The organism is Catellatospora sp. NPDC049609 (assembly GCF_040675365.1).
In the GTDB taxonomy this organism is placed as follows: Bacteria; Actinomycetota; Actinomycetes; order Mycobacteriales; family Micromonosporaceae; genus Catellatospora.
In genome coordinates this window covers 1-21,991 of record NZ_JBFAOU010000137.1, presented here as the reverse complement: position 1 = coordinate 21,991, position 21,991 = coordinate 1, and the positions used below count along the sequence as shown (strand labels likewise).

16 protein-coding genes are annotated in these 21,991 nt (G+C 73.0%); 10 read left to right on the top strand and 6 right to left on the bottom strand.

Features of this window, described 5'->3' with window-relative positions; genetic code table 11:
- Positions 1-110: 110 nt before the first annotated feature.
- Positions 111-917 (bottom strand): polyprenol monophosphomannose synthase, encoded by an 807-nt coding sequence (locus AB0J67_RS29180; RefSeq protein WP_363486775.1) that lies wholly within the window; start codon positions 915-917, stop codon positions 111-113.
- 231 nt (positions 918-1,148) lie between these two features.
- Between AB0J67_RS29180 and AB0J67_RS29175 the strand changes: the two genes are divergently transcribed.
- The 3 genes from AB0J67_RS29175 (at position 1,149) to AB0J67_RS29165 (ending at position 7,065) form a co-directional block, all read left to right on the top strand.
- On the top strand, positions 1,149-1,643 hold the full coding sequence (locus tag AB0J67_RS29175) for a GAF domain-containing protein (RefSeq protein WP_363486773.1): 495 nt from the start codon (positions 1,149-1,151) through the stop codon (positions 1,641-1,643).
- A gap of 44 nt (positions 1,644-1,687) precedes the next feature.
- Positions 1,688-3,754: an EAL domain-containing protein gene (locus AB0J67_RS29170; RefSeq protein ID WP_363486771.1), complete on the top strand. Its 2,067-nt coding sequence runs from the start codon at positions 1,688-1,690 to the stop codon at positions 3,752-3,754.
- 155 nt (positions 3,755-3,909) lie between these two features.
- A complete protein-coding gene (locus AB0J67_RS29165; RefSeq protein ID WP_363486777.1) occupies positions 3,910-7,065 on the top strand; it encodes an AAA family ATPase in 3,156 nt (1,051 codons plus the stop codon).
- 21 nt (positions 7,066-7,086) lie between these two features.
- Here AB0J67_RS29165 and AB0J67_RS29160 read toward each other — a convergent pair whose 3' ends face one another.
- Positions 7,087-7,935: an ABC transporter permease gene (locus tag AB0J67_RS29160; RefSeq protein ID WP_363486769.1), complete on the bottom strand. Its 849-nt coding sequence runs from the start codon at positions 7,933-7,935 to the stop codon at positions 7,087-7,089.
- Positions 7,932-8,936 carry an ATP-binding cassette domain-containing protein gene (locus AB0J67_RS29155; protein WP_363486767.1) on the bottom strand — a complete coding sequence of 335 codons (1,005 nt, stop codon included), beginning with the start codon at positions 8,934-8,936 and terminating at the stop codon, positions 7,932-7,934. Before AB0J67_RS29155 ends, AB0J67_RS29160 begins: the two co-directional genes overlap by 4 nt.
- 228 nt (positions 8,937-9,164) lie before the next feature.
- Here AB0J67_RS29155 and AB0J67_RS29150 point away from each other — a divergent pair, with 228 nt between their 5' ends.
- The 3 genes from AB0J67_RS29150 (at position 9,165) to AB0J67_RS29140 (ending at position 14,463) form a co-directional block, all read left to right on the top strand.
- Complete coding sequence (locus AB0J67_RS29150; RefSeq protein ID WP_363486765.1) at positions 9,165-10,814, top strand: Re/Si-specific NAD(P)(+) transhydrogenase subunit alpha; 1,650 nt, start codon at positions 9,165-9,167, stop codon at positions 10,812-10,814.
- 7 nt (positions 10,815-10,821) lie between these two features.
- Entirely contained in the window at positions 10,822-12,270 is a 1,449-nt protein-coding gene (gene pntB, locus AB0J67_RS29145) for a Re/Si-specific NAD(P)(+) transhydrogenase subunit beta (RefSeq protein ID WP_363486763.1), read from the top strand.
- Positions 12,271-12,573: 303 nt separating this feature from the next.
- Positions 12,574-14,463: an adenylyl cyclase gene (locus AB0J67_RS29140; RefSeq protein ID WP_363486761.1), complete on the top strand. Its 1,890-nt coding sequence runs from the start codon at positions 12,574-12,576 to the stop codon at positions 14,461-14,463.
- 64 nt (positions 14,464-14,527) lie between these two features.
- Here the strand turns inward: AB0J67_RS29140 and AB0J67_RS29135 are convergent, their stop codons facing one another.
- A complete protein-coding gene (locus tag AB0J67_RS29135) occupies positions 14,528-15,187 on the bottom strand; it encodes a response regulator transcription factor (protein ID WP_363486759.1) in 660 nt (219 codons plus the stop codon).
- Positions 15,175-16,503, bottom strand: coding sequence for a sensor domain-containing protein (locus tag AB0J67_RS29130; protein WP_363486757.1), 1,329 nt, complete (start codon positions 16,501-16,503; stop codon positions 15,175-15,177). Before AB0J67_RS29130 ends, AB0J67_RS29135 begins: the two co-directional genes overlap by 13 nt.
- A 109-nt stretch (positions 16,504-16,612) precedes the next feature.
- Here AB0J67_RS29130 and AB0J67_RS29125 point away from each other — a divergent pair, with 109 nt between their 5' ends.
- Entirely contained in the window at positions 16,613-17,245 is a 633-nt protein-coding gene (locus tag AB0J67_RS29125) for a M23 family metallopeptidase (protein ID WP_363486755.1), read from the top strand.
- A 141-nt stretch (positions 17,246-17,386) separates the two neighbouring features.
- Here the strand turns inward: AB0J67_RS29125 and AB0J67_RS29120 are convergent, their stop codons facing one another.
- On the bottom strand, positions 17,387-18,403 hold the full coding sequence (locus AB0J67_RS29120; RefSeq protein WP_363486753.1) for a LacI family DNA-binding transcriptional regulator: 1,017 nt from the start codon (positions 18,401-18,403) through the stop codon (positions 17,387-17,389).
- 251 nt (positions 18,404-18,654) lie between these two features.
- Here AB0J67_RS29120 and AB0J67_RS29115 point away from each other — a divergent pair, with 251 nt between their 5' ends.
- Genes AB0J67_RS29115 through AB0J67_RS29105 form a run of 3 tightly spaced genes read left to right on the top strand, consistent with a single transcriptional unit; the run spans position 18,655 to position 21,880 of the window.
- Positions 18,655-19,572, top strand: a complete 918-nt coding sequence (locus AB0J67_RS29115; RefSeq protein WP_363486751.1) for a sugar ABC transporter permease — start codon at positions 18,655-18,657, stop codon at positions 19,570-19,572.
- A gap of 3 nt (positions 19,573-19,575) precedes the next feature.
- On the top strand, positions 19,576-20,493 hold the full coding sequence (locus tag AB0J67_RS29110; RefSeq protein ID WP_363486749.1) for a carbohydrate ABC transporter permease: 918 nt from the start codon (positions 19,576-19,578) through the stop codon (positions 20,491-20,493).
- Between the two features lie 46 nt (positions 20,494-20,539).
- The gene (locus AB0J67_RS29105; RefSeq protein WP_363486747.1) at positions 20,540-21,880 is read left to right on the top strand and encodes a sugar ABC transporter substrate-binding protein; all 1,341 of its coding nucleotides are present in this window, start codon (positions 20,540-20,542) and stop codon (positions 21,878-21,880) included.
- The last annotated feature ends 111 nt before the right edge of the window (positions 21,881-21,991 follow it).

Below are 21,991 nucleotides of genomic sequence, written 5' to 3'. Positions count from 1 at the left end.
CTCGGGCGGCAGGCCGGCCAGTCCGGCCGTCCACGCCAGCGCCACCGCGTCGGCGGGTGACTCCTCGTCGTAGTAACCGCATTAGGCCACCGCCCCGCCGCGGGCCGCCGTCACCGCGGCCGGGTGCTCCGGGCCCGGCCGCCCGACAGGCGCAGCGCGAACGGCGTGATCATCGACTCGAACTGCACCGCCATGGTGATCTTGCTCGTGCCGGCGTTGCGCTCCGCGAAGTGGATGGGCACCTCGAGGATCGGGTGGCCGGCCAGCTTGCACAGGTAGTTCATCTCCACCTGGAAGCTGTACCCGTCGCTGCGGACGGCGTCGAGGTCCAGCTCCTGCAGGACGTCCCCGCGCCAGATCTTGAAGCCGCCGGTCGCGTCGCGGATGCCCAGGCCCAGGATCGTGTTCACGTACCGGGTGGCGAACCTGCTCAGCAGCCGCCGGTGGGTGCCCCACCGGACCGACAGGCTGCCGCCCACCACGTACCGGCTGCCGATGACCAGGCCCGCACCGGTCGCGAGCAGCACGCCGAGCATCGCCGGGATCGACTCCGGCGGGTGGCTGAGGTCGCCGTCCAGCTGCACGACGTACTCGTCGCCGAGGGCGAGCGCGGTCTTCATGCCCGCGAGGTGGGCGCGGCCGATGCCGTCCTTGACCGCCCGGTGCACGACGTGCATGGAGCCGGGGCGGGCCTGGTTGTACTCCCGGGCGAGTTCGTCGGCCAGCCGCCCGGTGCCGTCGGGGGAGTCGTCGTCGACGACGATCAGCCGCAGGTTGGACAGGTCGAGGGCGAAGATCCGCCGCGCCAGCTCCGCCAGGTTGCCGGACTCGTTGTACGTCGGCACGACCACGGCGACCGCCGCGTCCTGCCACGGTTTGGGAAGGCTGGCAGGGGTGCTGCCGGGCTCTCGGTTCATCGGGCTCCTGTGGGCGCCGGGCCGGCGGACGCATGACGGAGAGGCCCTGGTCCGCACCGGTCGTTACATTCCGATCGATCGATGTCCGGCAAGTATAGGCCGGTGCCGGAGCGCGGGTCCACGTGCGCCCGCCCGAGCACCGCTGCCGCGGCGGCCGTCCCGGCGGCGAGTCGTGCTCGCCAGTTTTGCCCGGTATATTCTTATTCATGGGTTACGGAAAGGGGGGTTGGAATGCGGGTAAATTCGGTCATTCCTGTTGACTGGGCGCTCGACATGCTGAGCCACGCCGAAACCCCCGAAGACGTCCAGACCGCCCTGCGCTGCAGTGCCCGTGCCGCCGTCCAGGCCCAGGGCGTCACCATCGTCCAGCTGGAGCACGGCGAGTGCCACTACCTGGACGAGGACGCCATGAGTCCGCTGTGGAAGGGCCAGCGTTTCCCCGCCACCTCGTGCATCAGCGGCTGGGCGATGCTGCACGACCAGACCGTGGCCATCGCCGACATCCGCACCGACGACCGCATCCCGCAGGCCGCCTACCGTCCCACGTTCGTACGCAGCCTGCTCATGGTGCCGATCCGCGCTGCCGGAGTCCCGGTGGGCGCCGTCGGCGCCTACTGGGCCGACCGCCACCGGGCGACCGCCGACGAGACCGCCGTGCTGGAACGGCTCGCCGCGGCAGCCGGACGCGCCCTGACCAGGGTCGCGGCCGGGTCCGCCGCGAACTAGCCCGGGGCCGGACCGGGCAGCCGGCGGCGAGGATGGTCGCCCACATGAAAGACGGGCCCTCCCCGCGGCACGCGGGAGACGACGCCGACCTGGCCCTGCGCGACGCCGCCGTGGACCTCGCCGCCGCGGCCGACGCCGAGCACATCGTCGAGGCGCTGGACCGTGCCGTCACCCGGCTCACCGCCGGGTCGGCGCACGAGGTCCGCATCCGGCTGCCGGAGGACGCCGCGCTGACCGCCGGCCGGTCGAGCCGGGCCGGATCGGCGCAGCTGGTGCTCGTCCAGGCGCAGACGGCCGGGAGCGGGCCGGTGGGCGCGCTGCTGATCGACTCCGCCACGGCGGCGGTGCCCGACCTGCGCCCGGCGCTGGAGGCCCTGTCCGCCCAGGCCGCGGCCGCCGTCGAACGGATCCGGCTGGCCGCCGAGGTCGACCGGCACCGCAGCTCCCGCGAGATCGAGTCGCTGCTCGAGCAGACCTGCGACGTCGTGCTGATCGTCGGCGCCGACGACCGGGTCCGCTACGCCAGCCCCCAGGCCCGCAACGTCTTCGGCACCGCCGCGCTGCGCGACGTCAGCCTCCTCGACTTCGTCGACGCCCGCCAGCGGCCCGCGGCCGAGTTCCTGCTGCGGCACGTACGGTCCGGCGGCGCCGGGGCGGCCGACAGTCGCGCCGACTGGACCATCCAGGCCATCGACGGCCGCACCCCCGTGGTCGAGATCTCCTGCCGCGAGCTGCGTCCCGGCGACCCGGCCCGCGACGTGGCCCTCACCCTGCACGACGTCAGCGCGCAGCGCCGGCTGGAACACGAGCTCACCGAACGCATGTTCCACGACTCGCTGACCGGCCTGCCCAACCGTGTCCTGTTCACCGAACGCACCGAGCACGCCGTCGCCGCCGGTGCCGGGGCGACCGCCGTGCTGCTGCTGGACCTCGACGACTTCGGCTCGATCAACGACGGCTTCGGCCACGCCGTCGGCGACGAGGTCCTCGGCACCGTCAGCCGCAGGCTCCGGCACGCCGTCGGCGAGCACGGCGTCGCCGCGAGGCTCGGGGGCGACGAGTTCGCCGCCCTCATCACCGACGCCCCTGCCGCCGCCGACGTCGAACACCTCGCGGCGCGGCTCTGTCGCTCGCTGGCCGAGCCCATGCGCACCGGCGGCGGGACCGTCGTCGTCTGCGGCGCGAGCATCGGCGTCGCCACCACCCCGCGGGCGGCAAGCGCGCAGGAGCTGCTGCGCAACGCGAACCTGGCCCTGCGGACCGCCAAGGCCGCCGGTCCCGGGCAGTGGCGCCGCTACGAACCGACGATGACCGACCGGGCCCGGCAGGCCGAGCTGCGCTCCGCCCTCGGCCGCGCCGTCGCCGAGGACGCGCTGTTCCTGGAGTACCAGCCGATCGTCGCCCTGGGCACCGGCCGCACCGTCGGCTTCGAGGCCCTGCTGCGCTGGCGGCACCCCACCCGCGGCCGCCTGCAACCGGGCGAGTTCATCGAGATCGCCGAGGAGTCCGGCCTGATCGTCCCGATCGGCGAATGGGTCCTCGCCACGGCCATGCGCGCCGCCGGACGCTGGCACGCCACCACCCAGGACCGCGCGCCGTACGTGAGCGTCAACGTCTCGGCGCACCAGTTCCGCTCCGACGCCTTCGTGGAGACCGTCGGACGGCTGCTCGCGCAGACGCGGCTGCCCGCGCACCGGCTCGTCCTCGAGATCACCGAGAGCTCGCTGCTGCGCGACGACGACAAGGTGTGGCACGCCCTCGCACTGCTGCGCGGCAGCGGCGTCCGGATCGCCATCGACGACTTCGGCACCGGCTACTCGGCGCTGGGCTACCTGCGGCAGATCCCGCTCGACATCGTCAAGCTCGACCGCCTGTTCGTCCGGGGGCTCACCACCTCACGCCGGCAGCGGGACCTGGTGGAGGGCATCGTCACGCTGACCGGGGCGCTGAACCTCGACATCGTCGCCGAGGGCATCGAGACCGAGCACCAGCGCCAGGCGTCCGCCGCCACCGGCTGCGCGTACGGCCAGGGCTACCTGTTCGCGGCGCCCATGGCGGAGGCCGAGACACTGCGGTGGGCGGCCGGCGACAGCCCGGCCGCCGCCCCCTGACCGCCCCGCGGCGTCGGCCGGTGGGCGGTCCTCGGCAGCCGCCGGGCGCAGCTGCGAGCTGATGTCCGTGGCGGAGGTTAGCCTGGGGCACCGATGGACATGAACGGCACCGACCACGCCACGACCACGCGGAGCACACGGTGACCGCGGGTCTGATCGGGCGTGCCCACCCCTCCGCGGTGCTGCGCCACGAGGTCGCCCGCGCCGTCGCCGGGCACGGCGGCCTCATCCTCGTCGCCGGAGAGGCCGGCATCGGCAAGACCTCCCTGCTCACCGACGCCATGGCGCACGCGCGCGACGCCGGGGCGCTGGTCGTCGGGGGCACCTGCTGGGACTCCGACAGCGCCCCCGGGTTCTGGCCCTGGACGCAGGCCCTGCGCGCCGTCCGCCGCACCGCCTCCGCCGCCGACTGGGCCGCGGCCCGCGAGGCCGGCGGCAGTCCGCTGTCCGTGCTGCTCGGCGAGCCGCTGCCCGACGAGCCCGCGGCCGCGGCGCTGGACGGCGAGTTCCCCCTGTTCGACGCGGTGACCACGGCGCTGGCCGCGCTCGCCCAGCGCCGCCCCCTGATCATCGCCCTCGACGACCTGCACTGGGCCGACGCCGCCTCGCTGCGGCTGCTGGCCTTCGCCGCCCAGCACACCTGGGCCGAGCCGATCCTGCTCGTCGGGGCGTACCGCGACGTCGAGGTCGACGCGCCGGGCCACCCGCTGCGCGCGCTGATGGTGCCGCTGACCGCCAAGGCGACGGTCGTGACCCTGACCGGCCTCGCCCCGGCCGAGGTGGCGCAGCTGATCACCCGCACCGCGGGCACCGCACCCGACCAGGCGCTGGCCGCCGAGGTGCACCGGCGCACCGGCGGCAACCCGTTCTTCGTCGAGCAGACCGCCCGGCTGTGGCACAGCGGCGGCGGCCTGACCGCTGTCGCGCCCGGCGTGCGCGACGCCCTCGACCGGCGCCTCGCCCTGCTCCCCGAGGAGGTGACCGCGCTGCTCGCCGCCGCGGCGGTGCTCGGCCGCCAGTTCGCGCGCCCCGTGCTCGCCGCGACCGCCGACGCCGACCCGGCGCAGGTGGACCGGGGGCTCGCGCGGGCCGAGGAGGCGCGGCTGGTCGCCGCGCTGGGCGGGGGACGGTACGGCTTCACCCACGACCTGGTCCGCGAGGCGCTGCACGACAGCCTGCCCGAGCAGGCCCGCCGGCAGCTGCACGCCGCCGTGGTCCGGGCGGCCGGCGCCTCGCCCGAGGTGGCGGCGTCGGTGCTGCCCGCCGACCTGGCCCGGCACGCCTACCTGGCGGGGGAGTGCCTGGACGCGGAGACGGCCGTGGCCCGGCTGCTCGCCGCCGCCGACGACGCGGGCAACCGGATGGCCACCGACGAGGCGATCGGCCACTACCGCCGGGCCCTGTCCCTGGTCCGCGACCCCGCCCGCCGGGTGCGGGTGCTGATCGAGCTCGGCCGCGGCGTGTACCACCTCGGCGACCGCGACGAGGGCTGGCGGATCTTCGACGAGGCCGCCGCGGTCGCCCGCAGCAGCGGCGACGGGGCGATGCTGACCTGGGTGGCGATGATCGTCCACCGGCACGGCCGGGACGGCGACGAGCGCTCCGGCACCCGGACCGGGCTGCTGCGCGAGGCGTACGCGGCGCTGATCGGCGACGGCGCGGACCTCACCACCGACGAGATCGTGCAGCGGCTCGTCGCGTGGACGGAGGACCTCGCCCGCACCGGCCACGACGACGAGGCGCTGCTGTTCAGCCTGTGGGCCCGGCACGACCTCAACTGGGGGCCTGGCGGCGCCCGCGAGCGCGAGGCGCTGACCGCCGAGATGGAGCAGCTCAGCCGCCGCACCGCCGACACCGGCAGCGAGGCGCTGGCCGCGTCGTTCCGCTGGGTGGCGCTGGTCGAGCTGGGCGACCCCGGCTACCTCGACCAGCTGCGCGCGTTCGTCGCCGCCGCCCGGCGCGACGGCAGCCCGCGCATGCGCGTCTCGCTGCTGGTCGACCAGGCCGTCATCGCGACCATGACCGGCCGCTTCGCCGAGGCCGACGAGCTGCTGGCCGGGCTGCGCGCCGGCGAGGGGCACGCCCACGCCGACTTCGCGTTCATGCTGTACCACCTCGACTGGGCGCTGGCGATGCAGCGCGGGCAGTGCGACCTGGCCGCGGAGCTGCTGGCCCGGGTGGGCGCCGACGACCACCCGTACCTGTCGCTGGTCCAGGCGATCACCGCGCTGGACCGGGGAGATGTGGCCGGCGGGCAGCGGCTGGCCGCCCTCGCCGAGGCGCGCCGGCCGGAGGACCTCTACCCGGCCGCGGTCACCCGGCTGTGGCTGCGGCTGTCGGCACAGCTCGCCGCCGCCACGGCCGACCCCGTCCGGTGCGCCCAGGCCCGCGAGGCGCTGCTGCCGTACCGCGGTGAGTGGGCGGTGGCGCTGTGGGGCTGCGACGTCAGCGGCCCGCTCGACCTGTGGCTCGCCGAGGTCGACGCCACCGAGCGGCGCTGGGACGAGGCCGTCGCCGGATACACCGCCGCCGCCGAGTCCGCCGACCGCATGCAGGCCCGGCCGTGGGCGGCCCGTGCGCGGGCCGGCCTCGCCCGCGCCCTCGCCGGCCGCGACGCCCCCGGCGACGCGCAGGCGGCCGCCGACCTGCGCGCCCAGGTCGAGCGGGAGGCGCTCGCGCTGGGCATGCCGCAGCTGTCCGGCACCGCCGCGACAGCGCCGCAGTCCATGGCGGAGGGGTCAGGGGCGGTGCCGGGCGGCGCGGCCGGTGACGAGTTCCGGCGCGAGGACGCCACCTGGCGGCTGACCTACGCGGGCCGCACGGTGCACCTGCCCGACGCCAAGGGTCTGCGCGACCTGCATACCCTGCTCGGCAGGCCGGGCACGGACGTCGCCGCCGTCGACCTCGCCGACCCGCAGGGCGGCGCGGAGGTGGCGGCCGCCCGCCGCCTGGGCGCCGATCCGGTCCTCGACGAGCGGGCCAAGGCCCGGTTCAGGCAACGGCTCGCGCAGCTCGACGACGAGCTCGATGCCGCCGCGCTGCGCGACGACACCGCCCGCCGGGCCGGGCTGGAGCACGAACGCGACGCCCTGCTCGCCGAGCTGCGGGCCGCCGCCGGGCTCGGCGGGCGCACCCGCAGGCTCGGCGACGAGGGCGAGCGGGCCCGCAAGGCGGTCACCGCCCGCATTCGCGACACCCTGCGCCGGCTCGACGACCTGCACCCGGAGCTGGCCGCGCACCTGCGCGCGGCGGTGTCCACCGGCAACGCCTGCGGCTACCACCCGGCCGGGCCGGTGTCCTGGCGGCTGTGATCCGCCAGGACACCGGAGCCGTCACCTGCGGTTGTAGCGGTGCATGGTCAGCGTGCCGAACACCACGGTGAACACGGCGCCGGCGACCAGCACCCAGGTGATCGCCGCCGAGTCGGGGGCACCGGCCATCACCGAGCGCACCGCCGCGACCAGCTGGGTGATCGGGTTGACGTCCACGAACGCCTGCAGCCAGCCCGGCATCGTGGTGGGCTGCACGAACACGTTGGACAGGAACGTCAGCGGGAACAGCACCAGCATGCTGACGCCCATCACCGACTTCTCGCTGCGCAGGACCAGGCCGAACCAGGTCCAGATCCAGGAGAACGCGAACGAGAACACCACCAGCAGGCCGATGCCGCCCGCGACGCCGAGCACGCCGCCGCCGGGCCGGAAGCCCAGCGCCAGACCGACGCCCATGATGACCAGCGCCGCGAGCACGTACCGCAGCAGATCGCCGAAGATCATGCCGACCAGCGCGGCGGGCCGCCACACCGGCAGCGTGCGGAAGCGGTCGAACACGCCCTTCTCGATGTCGGTGTTCAGCCCGACACCGGTGTACATCGTGATCATCACGACGCTGGTGACCATGATGCCCGGCAGCAGGTACTGCAGGTACTCCCGGGGCGAGCCGGCCAGCGCGCCGCCGAACAGGTAGGTGAACATCAGCGTCATGATGATCGGGAACATCGTGACGTCGAACAGCTGCTCGGGCACGTGCTTGATCTTCAGCATGGCCCGCCAGCCGAACGTCAGCGACGCCGACAGCGGCCCCGGCCGGCGCGGGCGGGTCCCCGGCGCCAGCACGGCCGCGATGGACTCCGCCGACGGTGTGTAGGCGGTCGCCGCCTCGGGTGCGACAGCCGTGCTCATGAGTTCTCCTCCACTTCGCTCGCGGCGTTCTTCGCCGCCTTGTCGGTCAGGGCCAGGAACACCTCGTCCAGGCTCGGCTGGCCCAGCGCGAACTCGTCCACGACGATGCCCGCCGCGGCCAGCTCCGCCAGCGCCCGCGAACCCTGCGCGGCCGCGTCCACCGGCGTGCCGGAGCCGCTCACCCGCACGGTCAGCGCCACCGGATCGGACTCCAGCTGCACGGCCGTGTCCAGCGCCTTGGCCAGGATGCGCTCGGCCTCGGGCCGCTGCGCGGCGTCGCGCAGCCGCACGTGCACCGTGCCCGCCCCGATCGACGACTTGAGCTGGCCGGGGGTGCCCTCGGCGATGACCCGCCCCTCGTCGATCACCGCGATCCGGCTCGCCAGCTGGTCCGCCTCGTCCAGGTACTGCGTCGTCAGCAGGACGGTGGTGCCCTGCGCGACGACCGCCCGCACGATCTCCCACACCTGGTTGCGGCTGCGCGGGTCCAGGCCCGTCGTCGGCTCGTCCAGGAACAGCAGGTCGGGCGTGTTCAGGATACTGGCGGCGATGTCGATGCGCCGCCGCATGCCGCCGGAGTACTTCTTCACCTGCCGGTCGGCCGCGTCGGTCAGCCCGAACGCGGCCAGCAGCTGCGCGGCCCGTTCCCGGGCGGCGGGCTTGCGGTGCCCGAGCAGCCGGCCGAGCAGGACCAGGTTCTCGGTGCCGGTCAGGTCCTCGTCGACGGAGGCGTACTGGCCGGTCAGGCTCACCCGCGAGCGCACCGCGTCGGGTTCGGTGCGCAGGTCGTGCCCGAACACCCTGGCCTCGCCGCCGTCGGGGCGCAGCAGGGTGGCCAGCATGCGCACGGCCGTGGTCTTGCCCGCCCCGTTGGGGCCGAGCAGGCCGTACACGGTCCCGGCGGGGACCGCGAGGTCCAGCCCGTCCACCGCCCGGGTCTTGCCGAAGGTCTTCACCAGCCCGGCGGTCTCGATCGCCAGGCCGGTAGCTTTCGCCGTCATTGCCATCCTCTCGTCTGCCACATCGCGGTGCCGGAACACGTGGTTCAACGACCCGCCACCTTCCAGGCGCCAGACGGCCCGCTAGATCCGATCTGGCGAGAGAGCGTTATCCGCGCACGCCTGCGCAGGTGGACGGGTTGCCGCAGATGCGCCGGGTCACCGGCGTTCCCACGCGGGGAGTGTGATGTACGCCCGATCAGTGGCCTGCTTCATTGACGGCCCCGGCCGGTGGCCACAACATGTACGGAAATCTCGATCGATCGTTCAGTTCTGACGGGAGTTGCGGTGGGGCAGCAGCCTGACGCGCGGCAAGCAGTGCAGGAAACGGCCACAAGCGAGAGTGCGGGCACCGCATCCCGGCTGGGGGTGGCGGCCGAGTCGGCGGCGGGGGAGACCCGGGTCGCGGCGACGCCCGCGGTGGTCCGCCAGCTGGTGGCGCTCGGATACGAGGTCGAGGTGGAGTCCGGCGCGGGTGCGCGGGCCAGCTTCCCCGACGACGCGTACGAGGACGCGGGCGCGAAGATCTGCAGCCGCGAGGAGTGCTGGCAGGCCGACGTCGTCGTGCGGATCAACCCGCCGACCGAGGCCGAGCTCGACGAGCTGCGCCCAGGCGCGACGCTGATCAGCCTGATCGGACCGGCCGTGCGCCCCGACCTCGTCGAGGCGCTGACGCGGCGGCCGATCAGCGTGCTGGCCATGGACGCCGTGCCGCGCATCTCCCGCGCCCAGTCGATGGACGTGCTCAGCTCCATGGCCAACATCGCCGGCTACCGGGCCGTCGTGGAGGCCGCGCACACCTTCGGCCGGTTCTTCGCCGGCCAGGTGACCGCCGCGGGCAAGGTGCCCCCGGCGAAGGTGCTCGTCGCCGGGGCCGGGGTGGCCGGGCTCGCCGCGATCGGCGCCGCCAAGAGCCTGGGCGCGATCGTCCGTGCCACCGACCCCCGCCCGGAGGTCGCCGAGCAGGTCCGCTCGCTCGGCGGCGAGTTCCTCGCCGTCGCCGCGGAACAGGCCGGCGGCGGCGACGGGTACGCCAAGCAGACCTCCGCCGAGTACGACCAGCGCGCCGCGGAGCTCTACGCCCAGCAGGCCGCCGACGTCGACATCATCATCACCACGGCGCTGATCCCCGGCCGTCCCGCGCCGCGGCTGCTCACCGCCGAGCACGTCGCGACCATGCGCCCCGGCAGCGTCATCGTCGACATGGGAGCCGCGCAGGGCGGCAACGTCGAGGGCACCGTCGCCGGCGAGGTCGTCGTCACCGACAACGGCGTGTCGATCATCGGGTACACCGACCTGCCCGGCCGGCTGCCGACCCAGGCGTCGCAGCTCTACGCCACCAACCTGCTGAACCTGCTGAAGCTGCTCACCCCCGGCCGCGACGGCCGGCTCGTGCTCGACTTCGACGACGTCGTGGTGCGCACCATGACCGTCGTCCGCGACGGCGCCAAGACGTGGCCCCCGCCGCCGGTCCAGGTGTCGGCCGCCCCGGCCGCCGCCGTGGCCGCCCCGGTCGCGCCGGTCAAGCCGAAGGCGTCGCCCGCCCGGATCTACACCTCCGTCGGCCTGGCCGCGGCGGCGCTGTTCGCGCTGACCGCGTTCGCGCCCCGGGAGTTCGTCGGCAACTTCACCGTGTTCGCCCTGGCCGTGGTCATCGGCTACTACGTCGTCGGCAAGGTGCACCACGCGCTGCATACGCCGCTGATGTCGGTCACCAACGCCATCTCCGGCATCATCGTGGTCGGCGCGCTGCTGCAGATCGGGCGGGACGACCTCGCCGTCACCGGGCTCGCCGCCGCGGCGATCCTGCTGGCCACCATCAACATCTTCGGCGGCTTCGCCGTCACCCGGCGCATGCTCGGCATGTTCACGAAGGGCTGATCGACTCATGAACGCCGTCACCGCCGTGCAGGCCGCCTACATCGTCGCGGCACTGCTGTTCGTCCTCAGCCTCGCCGGGCTGTCCAAGCACGAGACCGCCCGCTCCGGGGTCGTCTACGGCATCTGCGGCATGACCGTCGCCCTGGCCGCGACCGTCTCCCTGGCCGTGCGCGACATCACCACCGCCGGTGCCGCGCTGCTGGTGACCGCCGTGGTCATCGGCGGCGGCATCGGCCTGTGGCGGGCCCGCGTCGTGCAGATGACCGGGATGCCCGAGCTCATCGCCATCCTGCACAGCTTCGTCGGCCTGGCCGCCGTGCTGGTCGGCTGGAACGGCTACCTCGAGGTCGCCGACCCCGCGCACACCGCCCTGTCCGGCACGCTGCTGCACATCCACCACGCCGAGGTGTTCGTCGGCGTGTTCATCGGCGCCGTCACCTTCACCGGCTCGATCGTGGCGTACCTGAAGCTCTCGGCGCGCATCGCGTCCCGGCCGCTGATGCTGCCCGGACGGCACGTGCTCAACCTCGGCGCGCTGGTCGCGTTCGCCGCGCTGACCGCCTGGTTCGTCGCCGCGCCGCAGCGCGCGCTGCTCATCGCGGTCACCGTGATCGCGCTGGCGCTCGGCTGGCACCTGGTCGCCTCCATCGGCGGCGGGGACATGCCGGTCGTGGTGTCCATGCTGAACAGCTACTCCGGCTGGGCGGCCGCGGCGTCGGGCTTCCTGCTCGACAACGACCTGCTGATCGTGACCGGTGCGCTGGTCGGCTCGTCCGGCGCCTACCTGTCATACGTCATGTGCCAGGCGATGAACCGCTCGTTCATCTCGGTCATCGCGGGCGGCTTCGGCACCGAGCAGGCCGCGGCCGACGACGCCGAGTACGGCGAGCACCGGGAGACCACCGCCGCCGACGTGGCGGTCCTGCTGCGCGACGCGACGTCGGTCATCATCACGCCCGGCTACGGCATGGCCGTCGCGCAGGCCCAGGGGCCGGTCGCCGAGCTGACCCGCAACCTGCGGGCGCGCGGCGTGGCTGTCCGCTTCGGCGTGCACCCGGTCGCCGGTCGGCTGCCGGGGCACATGAACGTGCTGCTGGCCGAGGCCGACGTGCCGTACGACATCGTGCTGGAGATGGACGAGATCAACGACGACTTCGCGGGCACGTCGGTGGTCCTGGTGATCGGGGCCAACGACACCGTGAACCCGGCCGCGGCCGACCCGGGCAGCCCCATCGCCGGCATGCCGGTGCTGCGGGTCTGGGAGGCCGACCACGTGGTCGTGTTCAAGCGCTCGATGGCGGCGGGCTACGCCGGGGTGCAGAACCCGCTGTTCTTCCGCGACAACACGCAGATGCTGTTCGGTGACGCCAAGGCCCGGGTCGAGGACATCGTCGACGCGCTCGGCGCGGCGTCCGCGCCGAGCACCGGCCGGGTGCCCACCGCGGTGGGCGCGTAAAGCACACGCCCGGGCTGAGCACAGACGCCGCCGGACCGCCCGTTTCGGGTGGTCCGGCGGCGTTCTGTTGCGGGGCAAGACGGGCGAGGTGCGCCGAACACCGCTGTTCCCCTTAACCGGGACCGATTACGCAGTGTCCACACCGGAGATTTCCAGAATGATTCGGCTCCGCTACGCTCCAGGGGACCGGCATGAGAGAGCGCTCTCTGCGACCTCCACCCATCCAGGTCGCGCCCTCTCGCATGGGCGAGAGCGTTGCCATCGTGCCGGCACAAGCCCCGTAGAGAGGACTTGCACACAGTGATGAGCACGAGTCCCAGCGGCGCCACGACGGCGCCGTCCCACCGCCGAGGCGTGCGCCGCAGGGTCACGCTCGGCCTGGCGACCGCGTTCGCCGTCGCCGTCGCCGGAGTTCCCGGCGCGGCCGCCGCCGCGACCCCGCTGTCGCCGACCACGCCGAACTTCGGCGCGAACGTGACCGTCTTCGACCCCGGCATGCCCGTCGCCGAGATCCAGGCCACCCTGGACGCCACGCACGCGGCGCAGGTCAACGCCGAGATGGCCCCCAACCGGTACGCGTTCCTGTTCAAGCCGGGCACCTACGGCACCGCGGAGCAGCCGCTGCAGATCAAGGTGGGCTACTACACCGAGATCTCCGGTCTCGGCGCGTCGCCGACCGACGTCGTGATCAACGGCAAGGTCGAGGTGTACAACCGCTGCCTGGCCGACGGCGGCACCAGCAACTGCCTCGCGCTGGTCAACTTCTGGCGCACCCTGTCCAACCTGACGATCAACGTCAACGCCGCGGGCCAGGACGGCTGCCACGCCTCGGCGAACATCTGGGCGGTGTCGCAGGCCGTCTCCATGCGCCGGCTCAACATCACCGGCGCGAACCTGTCGCTGATGGACTACTGCACCGCCGGCCCGCAGTACGCCAGCGGCGGCTTCATCGCCGACTCCAAGCTGCCGTTCACCATCAACGGATCGCAGCAGCAGTGGCTGATCCGCAACAGCCAGGTCGACGGCTGGTCCAACGGCGTGTGGAACCAGGTCTTCACCGGTGTGGTCGGCGCGCCCGATGACGCCGGGTTCCCGAACCCGCCGTACACCACGCTGGACACCACCCCGGTCAGCCGGGAGAAGCCGTACCTGTTCCTCGACGCGAACGGCAAGTACCAGGTCCGGGTGCCGTCGACGAAGTTCGACAGCAGTGGCGTCTCGTGGGCCGACGGGCTGACCCCCGGCCGGACCGTGCCGCTGAGCGACTTCTACGTCGCCAAGCCGGGCGACTCCGTCACGAAGATCAACCTGGCCCTCGCGCTCGGCAAGCACCTGCTGCTCACCCCCGGCGTGTACGACATCGCCCGCAGCATCGAGGTCTGGCGCCCCGACACCGTGGTGCTCGGCCTGGGCCAGGCGACGCTGACCGCGGTCAACGGCGCCATCCCGCTCGACGTCGCCGACGTGCCCGGCGTGATCATCGCCGGTGTCACCATCGACGCGGGCCTCAAGGAGTCCCCGGTCCTGCTGCGCGTCGGCCGCAAGCACAACCTGCTGCGCTGGTCGTCGAAGACCAACCCGACCACCCTGTCCGACGTGTACTTCCGCGTCGGCGGCCCGCACGTCGGCAAGACCGACACGGCGCTGCAGGTCAACAGCGACAACGTGCTGATCGACCACACCTGGGTGTGGCGCGGTGACCACGGCGTCGAGGGCTTCACCGACACCGAGCGGTGGAACACCAACACCGGCCGGTACGGCGCGGTCATCAACGGCGACAACGTCAACGCCAACGGCCTGTTCGTCGAGCACTTCCAGCGCTACAACACGGTCTGGAACGGCGAGAACGGCCGGACCATCCTGTACCAGAACGAGCTGCCCTACGACCCGCCGACGCAGGCCGACTGGATGAACGGCGACGTGCTGGGCTACGCCGGCTACAAGGTGGGCGACCACGTGCGCAAGCACACGCTGTACGGCGCGGGCGTGTACGTGTTCAACCAGAACAACCCGTCCATCCGCACCGCGAACGGCTTCGAGGTGCCCAACCGGCCGGACGTGAAGCTCTACCACATCATGACCGTCAACCTGAGCGCCGGCACCATCGACCACGTGGTCAACGGGGTCGGCGGCCAGGCGGACAACACCAACACCGGCGCGCCGCAGTTCATCGTCGAGTACCCGGCGCCGTAACACCGCACCGCGACCCGCGGCCGGTCGGAGCGACTGCTCCGGCCGGCCGTTCGCGTCACGTGGCTCAGCTTCTCGCCCGCAGGTACGCCAGCACCGCCAGCACCCGGCGGTTCGTGTCGTCGGTCGGGGGCAGGCCGAGCTTGGTGAGGATGTTGCCGACGTGCTTGCCGACGGCCGCCTCGGTGACGGTCAGGCGGCGGGCGATCGCGGCGTTGGAGTGGCCCTCGGCGACCAGCGCCAGCACCTCCCGCTCGCGCGGGGACAGCTCGGCCACCGGGTCGCGGCGGTGCTGCAGCAGGCGGCGTACCACGTCGGGGTCGATCACGGTGCCGCCGCCGACCACGGTCCGCAGCGCCCCGACGAACTCGGCGATGTCGACGACCCGGTCCTTGAGCAGGTAGCCGATGCGCCGCCCGTTGCCGCTGTCGAGCAGCTGCGCGGCGTACTCGGCCTGCACGTACTGGCTGAGCACGACCACGGCCCGGTCCGGCGCGGCGGCCCGCAGCGCCAGCGCGGCCCGCAGGCCCTCGTCGGTGAAGCTGGGCGGCATCCGGATGTCGGTGATCACCAGGTCGGGGTCCTCGGCGGCGACCGCGTCGAGCAGCGCGGCGCCGTCACCGACCGCGGCCACGACCGTGAAGTCGAAACGCTGCAGCACCCCGGCGAGTCCCTCGCGCAGCAGGACACCGTCCTCGGCCAGCACGACCCTGGTCACGGCAGGCACGGCAGCTCCACGCGGACCAGCGTAGGACCACCGGCCGGGCTGGACAGCAGCAGCCGCCCGCCGACCGCCGCGACCCGGTCGGCCAGCCCGGTCAGCCCGGTGCCGCCCGCCGGGTCGGCCCCGCCGCGGCCGTCGTCGTGAACCTCGACGACGAGCGTGTCGTGCCGGTGGGCGAGCCGGACGGTCGCCGTGGCGGCGCCGGCGTGCTTGGCGACGTTGCCGAGCGCCTCGGAGGCGGCGAAGTACGCGGTGTTCTCCACCCGGGTCGGGTAGCGGTCGGCCACCCCCGGCCCGACCGCCACCGTGACGTCGAGCGGGCTGCGGTCGGCCAGGTCGCGCAGCGCGGCGGGCAGGCCGAGGTCGGCCAGCGTCTGCGGGCTGATGCCGTGCACCAGGTCGCGCAGCAGCACCATCAGGTCCTTGGCCTCGGCACGGGCTCGGTCGAGCGCCTGCGCGGCGGGCGTGTCGTCGGGCAGGTCCAGCCGGGCGACGCCGAGCTGCAGCGACAGGCTGGTGAGCCGGTGCTGGGCGCCGTCGTGCAGGTCCCGTTCGATGCGGCGGCGCTCGGCGTCGAACGCGTCGACCAGCCGGGTCCGCGAGCGCGCCACCTCCCGCAGCTCCGCCTGCTCGCCGTGGCCGAGCAGGGCGCGGGCGGTGGCGGCATGGCCCGCGGCGAGCAGGCCGGTCAGGTATGCCAGCACGGGCAGCAGGGCCAGTCCGAGCACCAGGTACGGGATCGCCTGGGCAGGCGTGGTGACCTGCCACGGGCCGAGCGCGATCGTGTCGGCGACGCCGTCGAGGTCCGTGCCGTCCCACCACACCAGCAGCGGGCTGACGATGAAGACCGCGACGAGGAACGCGGCGAAGGCCAGCAGCGAGTACGCGATCGGCGCGACCGTGCCCAGCAGCACCAGGTACAGCAGCTCCTGCCAGGACGACGCCTCGCCGTACCGGGCGGCCAGCCAGGCCGTCCCCGCGGCGGGCCGGGGGCCGGGCTCGACGGGGCGCGGGTCGGCGATGCGCAGGCGGCGGCGCTCCAGCGCGGCGAACGGCGCCGCGAGCACCGTGCCGACCCCGCCCAGCGCCATGGTCAGGAAGGCGGTGACCGCCAGGACCGGGAGGTGGAACCGGCCGTCGGCGGCGAACCGGAACGTGGCCGCCCACGACAGCGTGACCGGCGACAGCAGCAGGGCGGCGACGCCGATGACGGGCAGCGCGGTGAGGACGTAGGCCGCGGCGCGCCATGGCCACCCGGAGACCAGGAAGCGGCGGGAGGCGAGCGCGGCGAGGAGGTGATGTGGCTGCTCAGCGGGCATGAGGACACGCTAGCCAGCCCTGGATGCCCGGCCCAGCCGTCCAGGGGGCGGATCCGAGGTAGTGCCAGCCCTACCCGGGGTTTGCCGACGTCTGCCATGCTCGGGGCCGATGACCGTCTACCACGCCACCAGGAGCCGCCGCCGGAGCCGCCGCAACCGCGTGCTGCTCGGCCTCGGTCTTGCCGCGGTTCTGCTCGCGGGCACGGCCGTGGCCATGTGGTTCTGGCCCGCCGGCCCGCGCCCGCCGTTCCAGCTGCCCGTGGCGTGCGGCGAGAAGTGGCAGCTCGGCACGTATCCGGGCCACGGCGACTACGACGTGGACCTGTTCCCGATGGAGGGCAGGACGGCCTGGGGGCGTCCGGTGTACGCGTCCTACGAGGGCACGGTCAGCGCGGCAGGGATCAACGGCAGCCTGGGCGGGCGCACCCCGGCCAAGCCGAACGGGCCGCGCGGCAGCGGCGGCGGCTACTGGGTGAAGATCGACCACGGCCGGCGCTGGGAGACGGCGTACATGCACCTGCTGGAGCCGCCGATGGTCGAGGTCGGCCAGCGGGTGACGACGGGCCAGCAGATCGGCAAGGTGGGCAGCACCGGCGACTCGGGCGCGCCGCACCTGCACTACGAGCAGCGCCGCGGCTTCCAGAAGGTCGAGGCCTTCTTCGACGGCGCCGCCTCGGGCATCACCCACGACGACCGCGAGTACTCGGTCCTGCGTACCAGCAACAACTGCGCCACCCGCTGACCCTCCCCTTGCCTGTCGCCCGCTTCCCTCTGCCGTTCGCAACGCTTGAAGAGTCGCGCCTACACCGGCGATCCGAACCCGCGACTTTTCAAGAGTTGCGCCACGGCCGGCGGCGTGGCGGCGCGGGCGGGAGGCGCGGGGTCAGGGGCGCGGTGGGGGAGCGGTGCTGGCGCGGACGACCAGGCGGGTGGGGACGAGGGTGGTGCCGGGGGCGGCCTCGCCGCTGTCGATCTGGTGCAGGATGCCCTGCACGCAGCGTCGCCCGACCTCGGCGAAGTCCTGGTGCACCGTGGTCAGCGGCGGGATGAACGAGGTGGCGTCGGCGATGTCGTCGAACCCGACGACGCTGACCTCGCCGGGCACCGACCGGCCGCGCTCATGCAGGGCGCGCAGCACGCCGAGCGCCATCTGGTCGTTGGCGGCGAAGACCGCGGTGCAGTCGGGCCGGTCGGCGAGGACGAGCCCGGCCTGGTAGCCGGACTCGGCCGACCAGTCGCCGCGCAGCGGCGCGGGGACCTCGCGCCCGGCGGCGGTGAGGGTGTCGCGCCAGGCCTGGGCGCGCCGCTCGGCGGCGAAGGACTCCTCGGGCCCGGCGACGTGCCAGACGGTGCAGTGGCCCAGGTCGAGCAGGTGGGTGACGGCCTGGCGGGCGCCGTCGGCCTGGTCGGTGTCGACGACGGTGTACCGGTCGCCGGCGTCGGAGTCGACGACGACCACCTGCACGTGCGGCGGCAGGGTGACGGTCGCGGAGTCGAGCAGGTGCACTTCCATGATCACGATGACGCCGTCGACGGCGAGCTCGCCGAGGCGGGTGAACGCGCCGACGACGCTGTCCTGGGTCGGCACGGCGACCGGGATCAGCGTGATGGCGTACCCCTCCTGCGCGGCGTGGGTGGCGATCGCCTCCAGGGTGCGGCTGTTGCCGGTGCTGGAGAACGTGAACAGGATGACGCCGATGGTGCGGAACTGGCCGCTCTTGAGCGCGCGGGCGGCGCTGTTGGGGCGGTAGCCGAGCTCCTTCATCGCGGCGAGGACCTGCTGGCGGGTGCTGCCGACGACGCTGGGGTGGCCGGTGGAGACGCGGGAGACGGTCTGCGAGGAGACGCCGGCGAGCCGGGCGACGTCGGCCATCGACACGCGGGCCTTCGGCCGGCCCATGACGCGCTCCCTTCCGGTGTCGTCGCCGCCCCGGCGGGGGCGTGCGGTGTGTAACGAATCCGAAACCGGCGCTTGACGCCTCTCGGCGCCGGTGACACTATCACTCGGCCGATGTTTACGTAAACATTCCGGTCCGTGATCGTCTCCTCGCTCTGTGACGTGCCACTCAGGCGGGGGTCGGCGCGGCGCAGTATGTTTGCGTAAACATCGGCCCGGAGCAGCAACGATGCGAAGTTGTCGGAAGGAGTGACATGACGGTTCTCGCCCCTCCGACGATCGGCCGCGCCGGCCGCAGCGCGACACGTCGCCGCAGGTCATGGACAGGCTGGGCGTTCGTCGGCCCGTTCATGGCGGTGTTCGCCTTCGTGTTCCTGGCGCCCATCGGCTACGCGATCTGGCTGAGCCTGTTCCGCACCAAGCTCATCGGCGGGACCAGCTTCGTCGGCGTGGACAACTACCGGCAGGTGTTCACCGACCCGCAGTTCTGGTCGGCGGCCGGGCGGGTCTCGCTGTTCCTCGCGGTCCAGGTGCCGATCATGCTGTTCCTGGCACTGCTGGTGGCGCTGGCCATCGACAGCGGCCGCCTCTACGGCAGGGCGTTCTTCCGGGTCACCGTGTTCATGCCGTACGCCGTCCCCGCCGTCGTCGCGACGCTGATGTGGGGCTTCATGTACGGCAACCGGTTCGGCCTGGTCGCGAGCGTCAACGAGGCGCTCGGCCTGTCGCTGCCCGACCCGCTCTCGGCGGACCTGATGCTCGCCTCGATCGGCAACATCGTCACCTGGGAGTTCGTCGGCTACAACATGCTGATCTTCTACAGCGCGCTGCAGGTCGTGCCGAAGTCGCTGTACGAGGCCGCCGAGCTCGACGGCGCGGGCCAGCTGCAGGTGATCCGCTCGATCAAGCTGCCCGCGATCCGCGGCGCCCTGATGATCGCCACCATCTTCTCGATCATCGGCAGCTTCCAGCTGTTCAACGAGCCCAACATCCTGCAGAGCCTGGCGCCGAACGTGATCACCACGTACTACACGCCGAACATGTACGCCTACTCGCTGTCCTTCTCCGGGCAGCAGTACAACTACTCCGCGACCGTCGCGATCGTCATGGGCATCCTCACCGTGATCGTCGCCTACGCCGTACAGCTGCGCGGCGCCCGGAAGGAGCGCTGAGCCGTGACGACCACCCCCACCGCGACGCCGCAGGTCGCACCGCGCACCCGCGTCAGCCTCAAGCCCGCCCGCCGCGACAGGCCCCGGCGCAGCCCGCTGCTGACCGCGCTCACCGCGCTCATGCTGATCTACAGCCTGGTGCCGCTGGTCTGGCTGTTCATCAACGCCAGCAAGACCCAGGCCAGCCTGTTCGACTCGTTCGGGCTGTGGTTCTCCGGCGACTTCTCGCTGTTGACCAACATCCGCGACACGCTCACCTACGACGACGGCGTGTTCGTCCGCTGGCTGCTCAACACCGTGCTCTACGTCGTGCTCGGCGCGGGCGGCGCCACCGTGCTGGCCACCCTCGGCGGGTACGCCCTGGCGAAGTTCGACTTCCCCGGCAAGCGGGCCGTCTTCGCGACCGTCATCGGCGCGGTCGCCGTGCCGGGCACCGCCCTGGCCGTGCCCACCTTCCTCATGTTCTCCGAGCTCGGGCTGACCAACACGCCCTGGGCGGTGATCATCCCGTCGCTCATCTCGCCGTTCGGCCTCTACCTCATGTGGACCTACGCCGCCCAGGCCATCCCCGGCGAGCTGATGGAGGCCGCCCGCGTCGACGGCGCGGGCGAGCTGCGCACCTTCCTGCGGGTCTGCGTGCCGCTGCTCGCCCCGGGCATCGTCACCGTCGCCCTGTTCACCATGGTCGCGACCTGGAACAACTACTTCCTGCCGCTGATCATGCTGAAGGACCCGGACTGGTACCCGCTCACCCTCGGCCTCAACGCCTGGAACGACCAGGCCGCCACCGCCGGCGGGCAGCCGATCTTCCACCTGGTCATCACCGGCTCGCTGCTGACCATCCTGCCCCTGCTCGCCGCGTTCCTGTTCCTGCAGCGCTACTGGCAGTCCGGCCTGGCCACCGGCGGCGTCAAGGACTGACCCCCGATTCTCGCTCTCGCCCAACCCCCCGTTTGAGAGGACAACGATGTTCACCAACCGACGCGCGTTCCTTCGCGCCGCGGCGGTCGCCACCGCCGTGTTCACCACCGCCGCGCTGGCCGCCTGCGGCAGCGACGACGGCGGCGAGACCGGCACCCCGGTCACCGCCGACCAGGTCCAGGCCGCGCTCGACGCCGGCGGCTCCATCACCGTCTGGGCCTGGGAGCCGACCCTCAAGCAGGTCGTCACCGCGTTCGAGGCCAAGTACCCCAAGGTCAAGGTGAACCTGGTCAACGCCGGCACCGGCAACGACCAGTACACCGCGCTGCAGAACGCCGTGGCCGCCGGATCCGGGGTGCCCGACGTCGCGCAGATCGAGTACTACGCGCTGCCCCAGTTCGCCCTCGCCAAGTCGCTGACCGACCTGGCCTCGTTCGGCGCGAACGAGCTGGACGGCACCTTCACCCCCGGCCCGTGGTCGTCGGTCAAGCCCGCCGGCGGCGTGTACGGCCTGCCCATGGACTCCGGCCCGATGGCGCTGTTCTACAACAAGGACGTCTTCGACAAGCACCAGATCGCCGTCCCCACCACCTGGGACGAGTACGTCGCCGCGGCCAAGAAGCTGCACGCCGCCGACCCGAAGGCGTACATCACCAACGACGTCGGCGACGCCGGCTTCACCACCAGCCTCATCTGGCAGGCGGGCGGCAAGCCGTTCAGCGTCGACGGCACCAACGTGAAGATCGACCTCGCCGACGCGGGCTCCGCCAAGTTCGCCGGCACCTGGCAGCAGCTGCTGGACGGCAAGCTGGTCGCGCCGGTCGGCTCGTGGAGCGACGGCTGGTACAAGGGCCTGGGCGACGGCACCATCGCCACCCTGGTCATCGGCGCGTGGATGCCCGCCAACCTGGAGTCCGGCGTGCCCGCCGCCAAGGGCAAGTGGCGCGTCGCGCCCATGCCGCAGTGGACCGCCGGCGGCAACGCCGCCGCCGAGAACGGCGGCAGCTCGCTGGCCATCCCGAAGGCGGGCGCCAACAACGCGCTGGCCTACGGGTTCCTCAAGTACGCCACCGCGGGCGAGGGCGTGCAGATCCGCGTCGACAACGGCGCCTTCCCGGCCACCACCGCCGAGCTGAAGTCCGACGCGTTCCTCAACAAGGAGTTCCCGTACTTCGGCGGCCAGAAGGCCAACGAGATCTTCGCCAAGTCGGCCGCCGACGTCGTGCCGGGCTGGTCGTACCTGCCGTTCCAGGTGTACGCCAACAGCATCTTCAACGACACCGTCGGGCAGGCGTACGTGTCGGACAAGAAGCTCGCCGACACCCTCAAGACCTGGCAGGACGCCTCCGCCAAGTACGGCAGGGACCAGGGCTTCACGGTCGGCTGACCGCCGCATGCCGCGTCGCGGGACGGGACACGATCCCGCCCCGCGCCGCAACCCCGCGCTGGGGGGGGGGCCGGGGGCCCCCCCCCCCCCCCCCCCCCGCCCCCCCCCCCC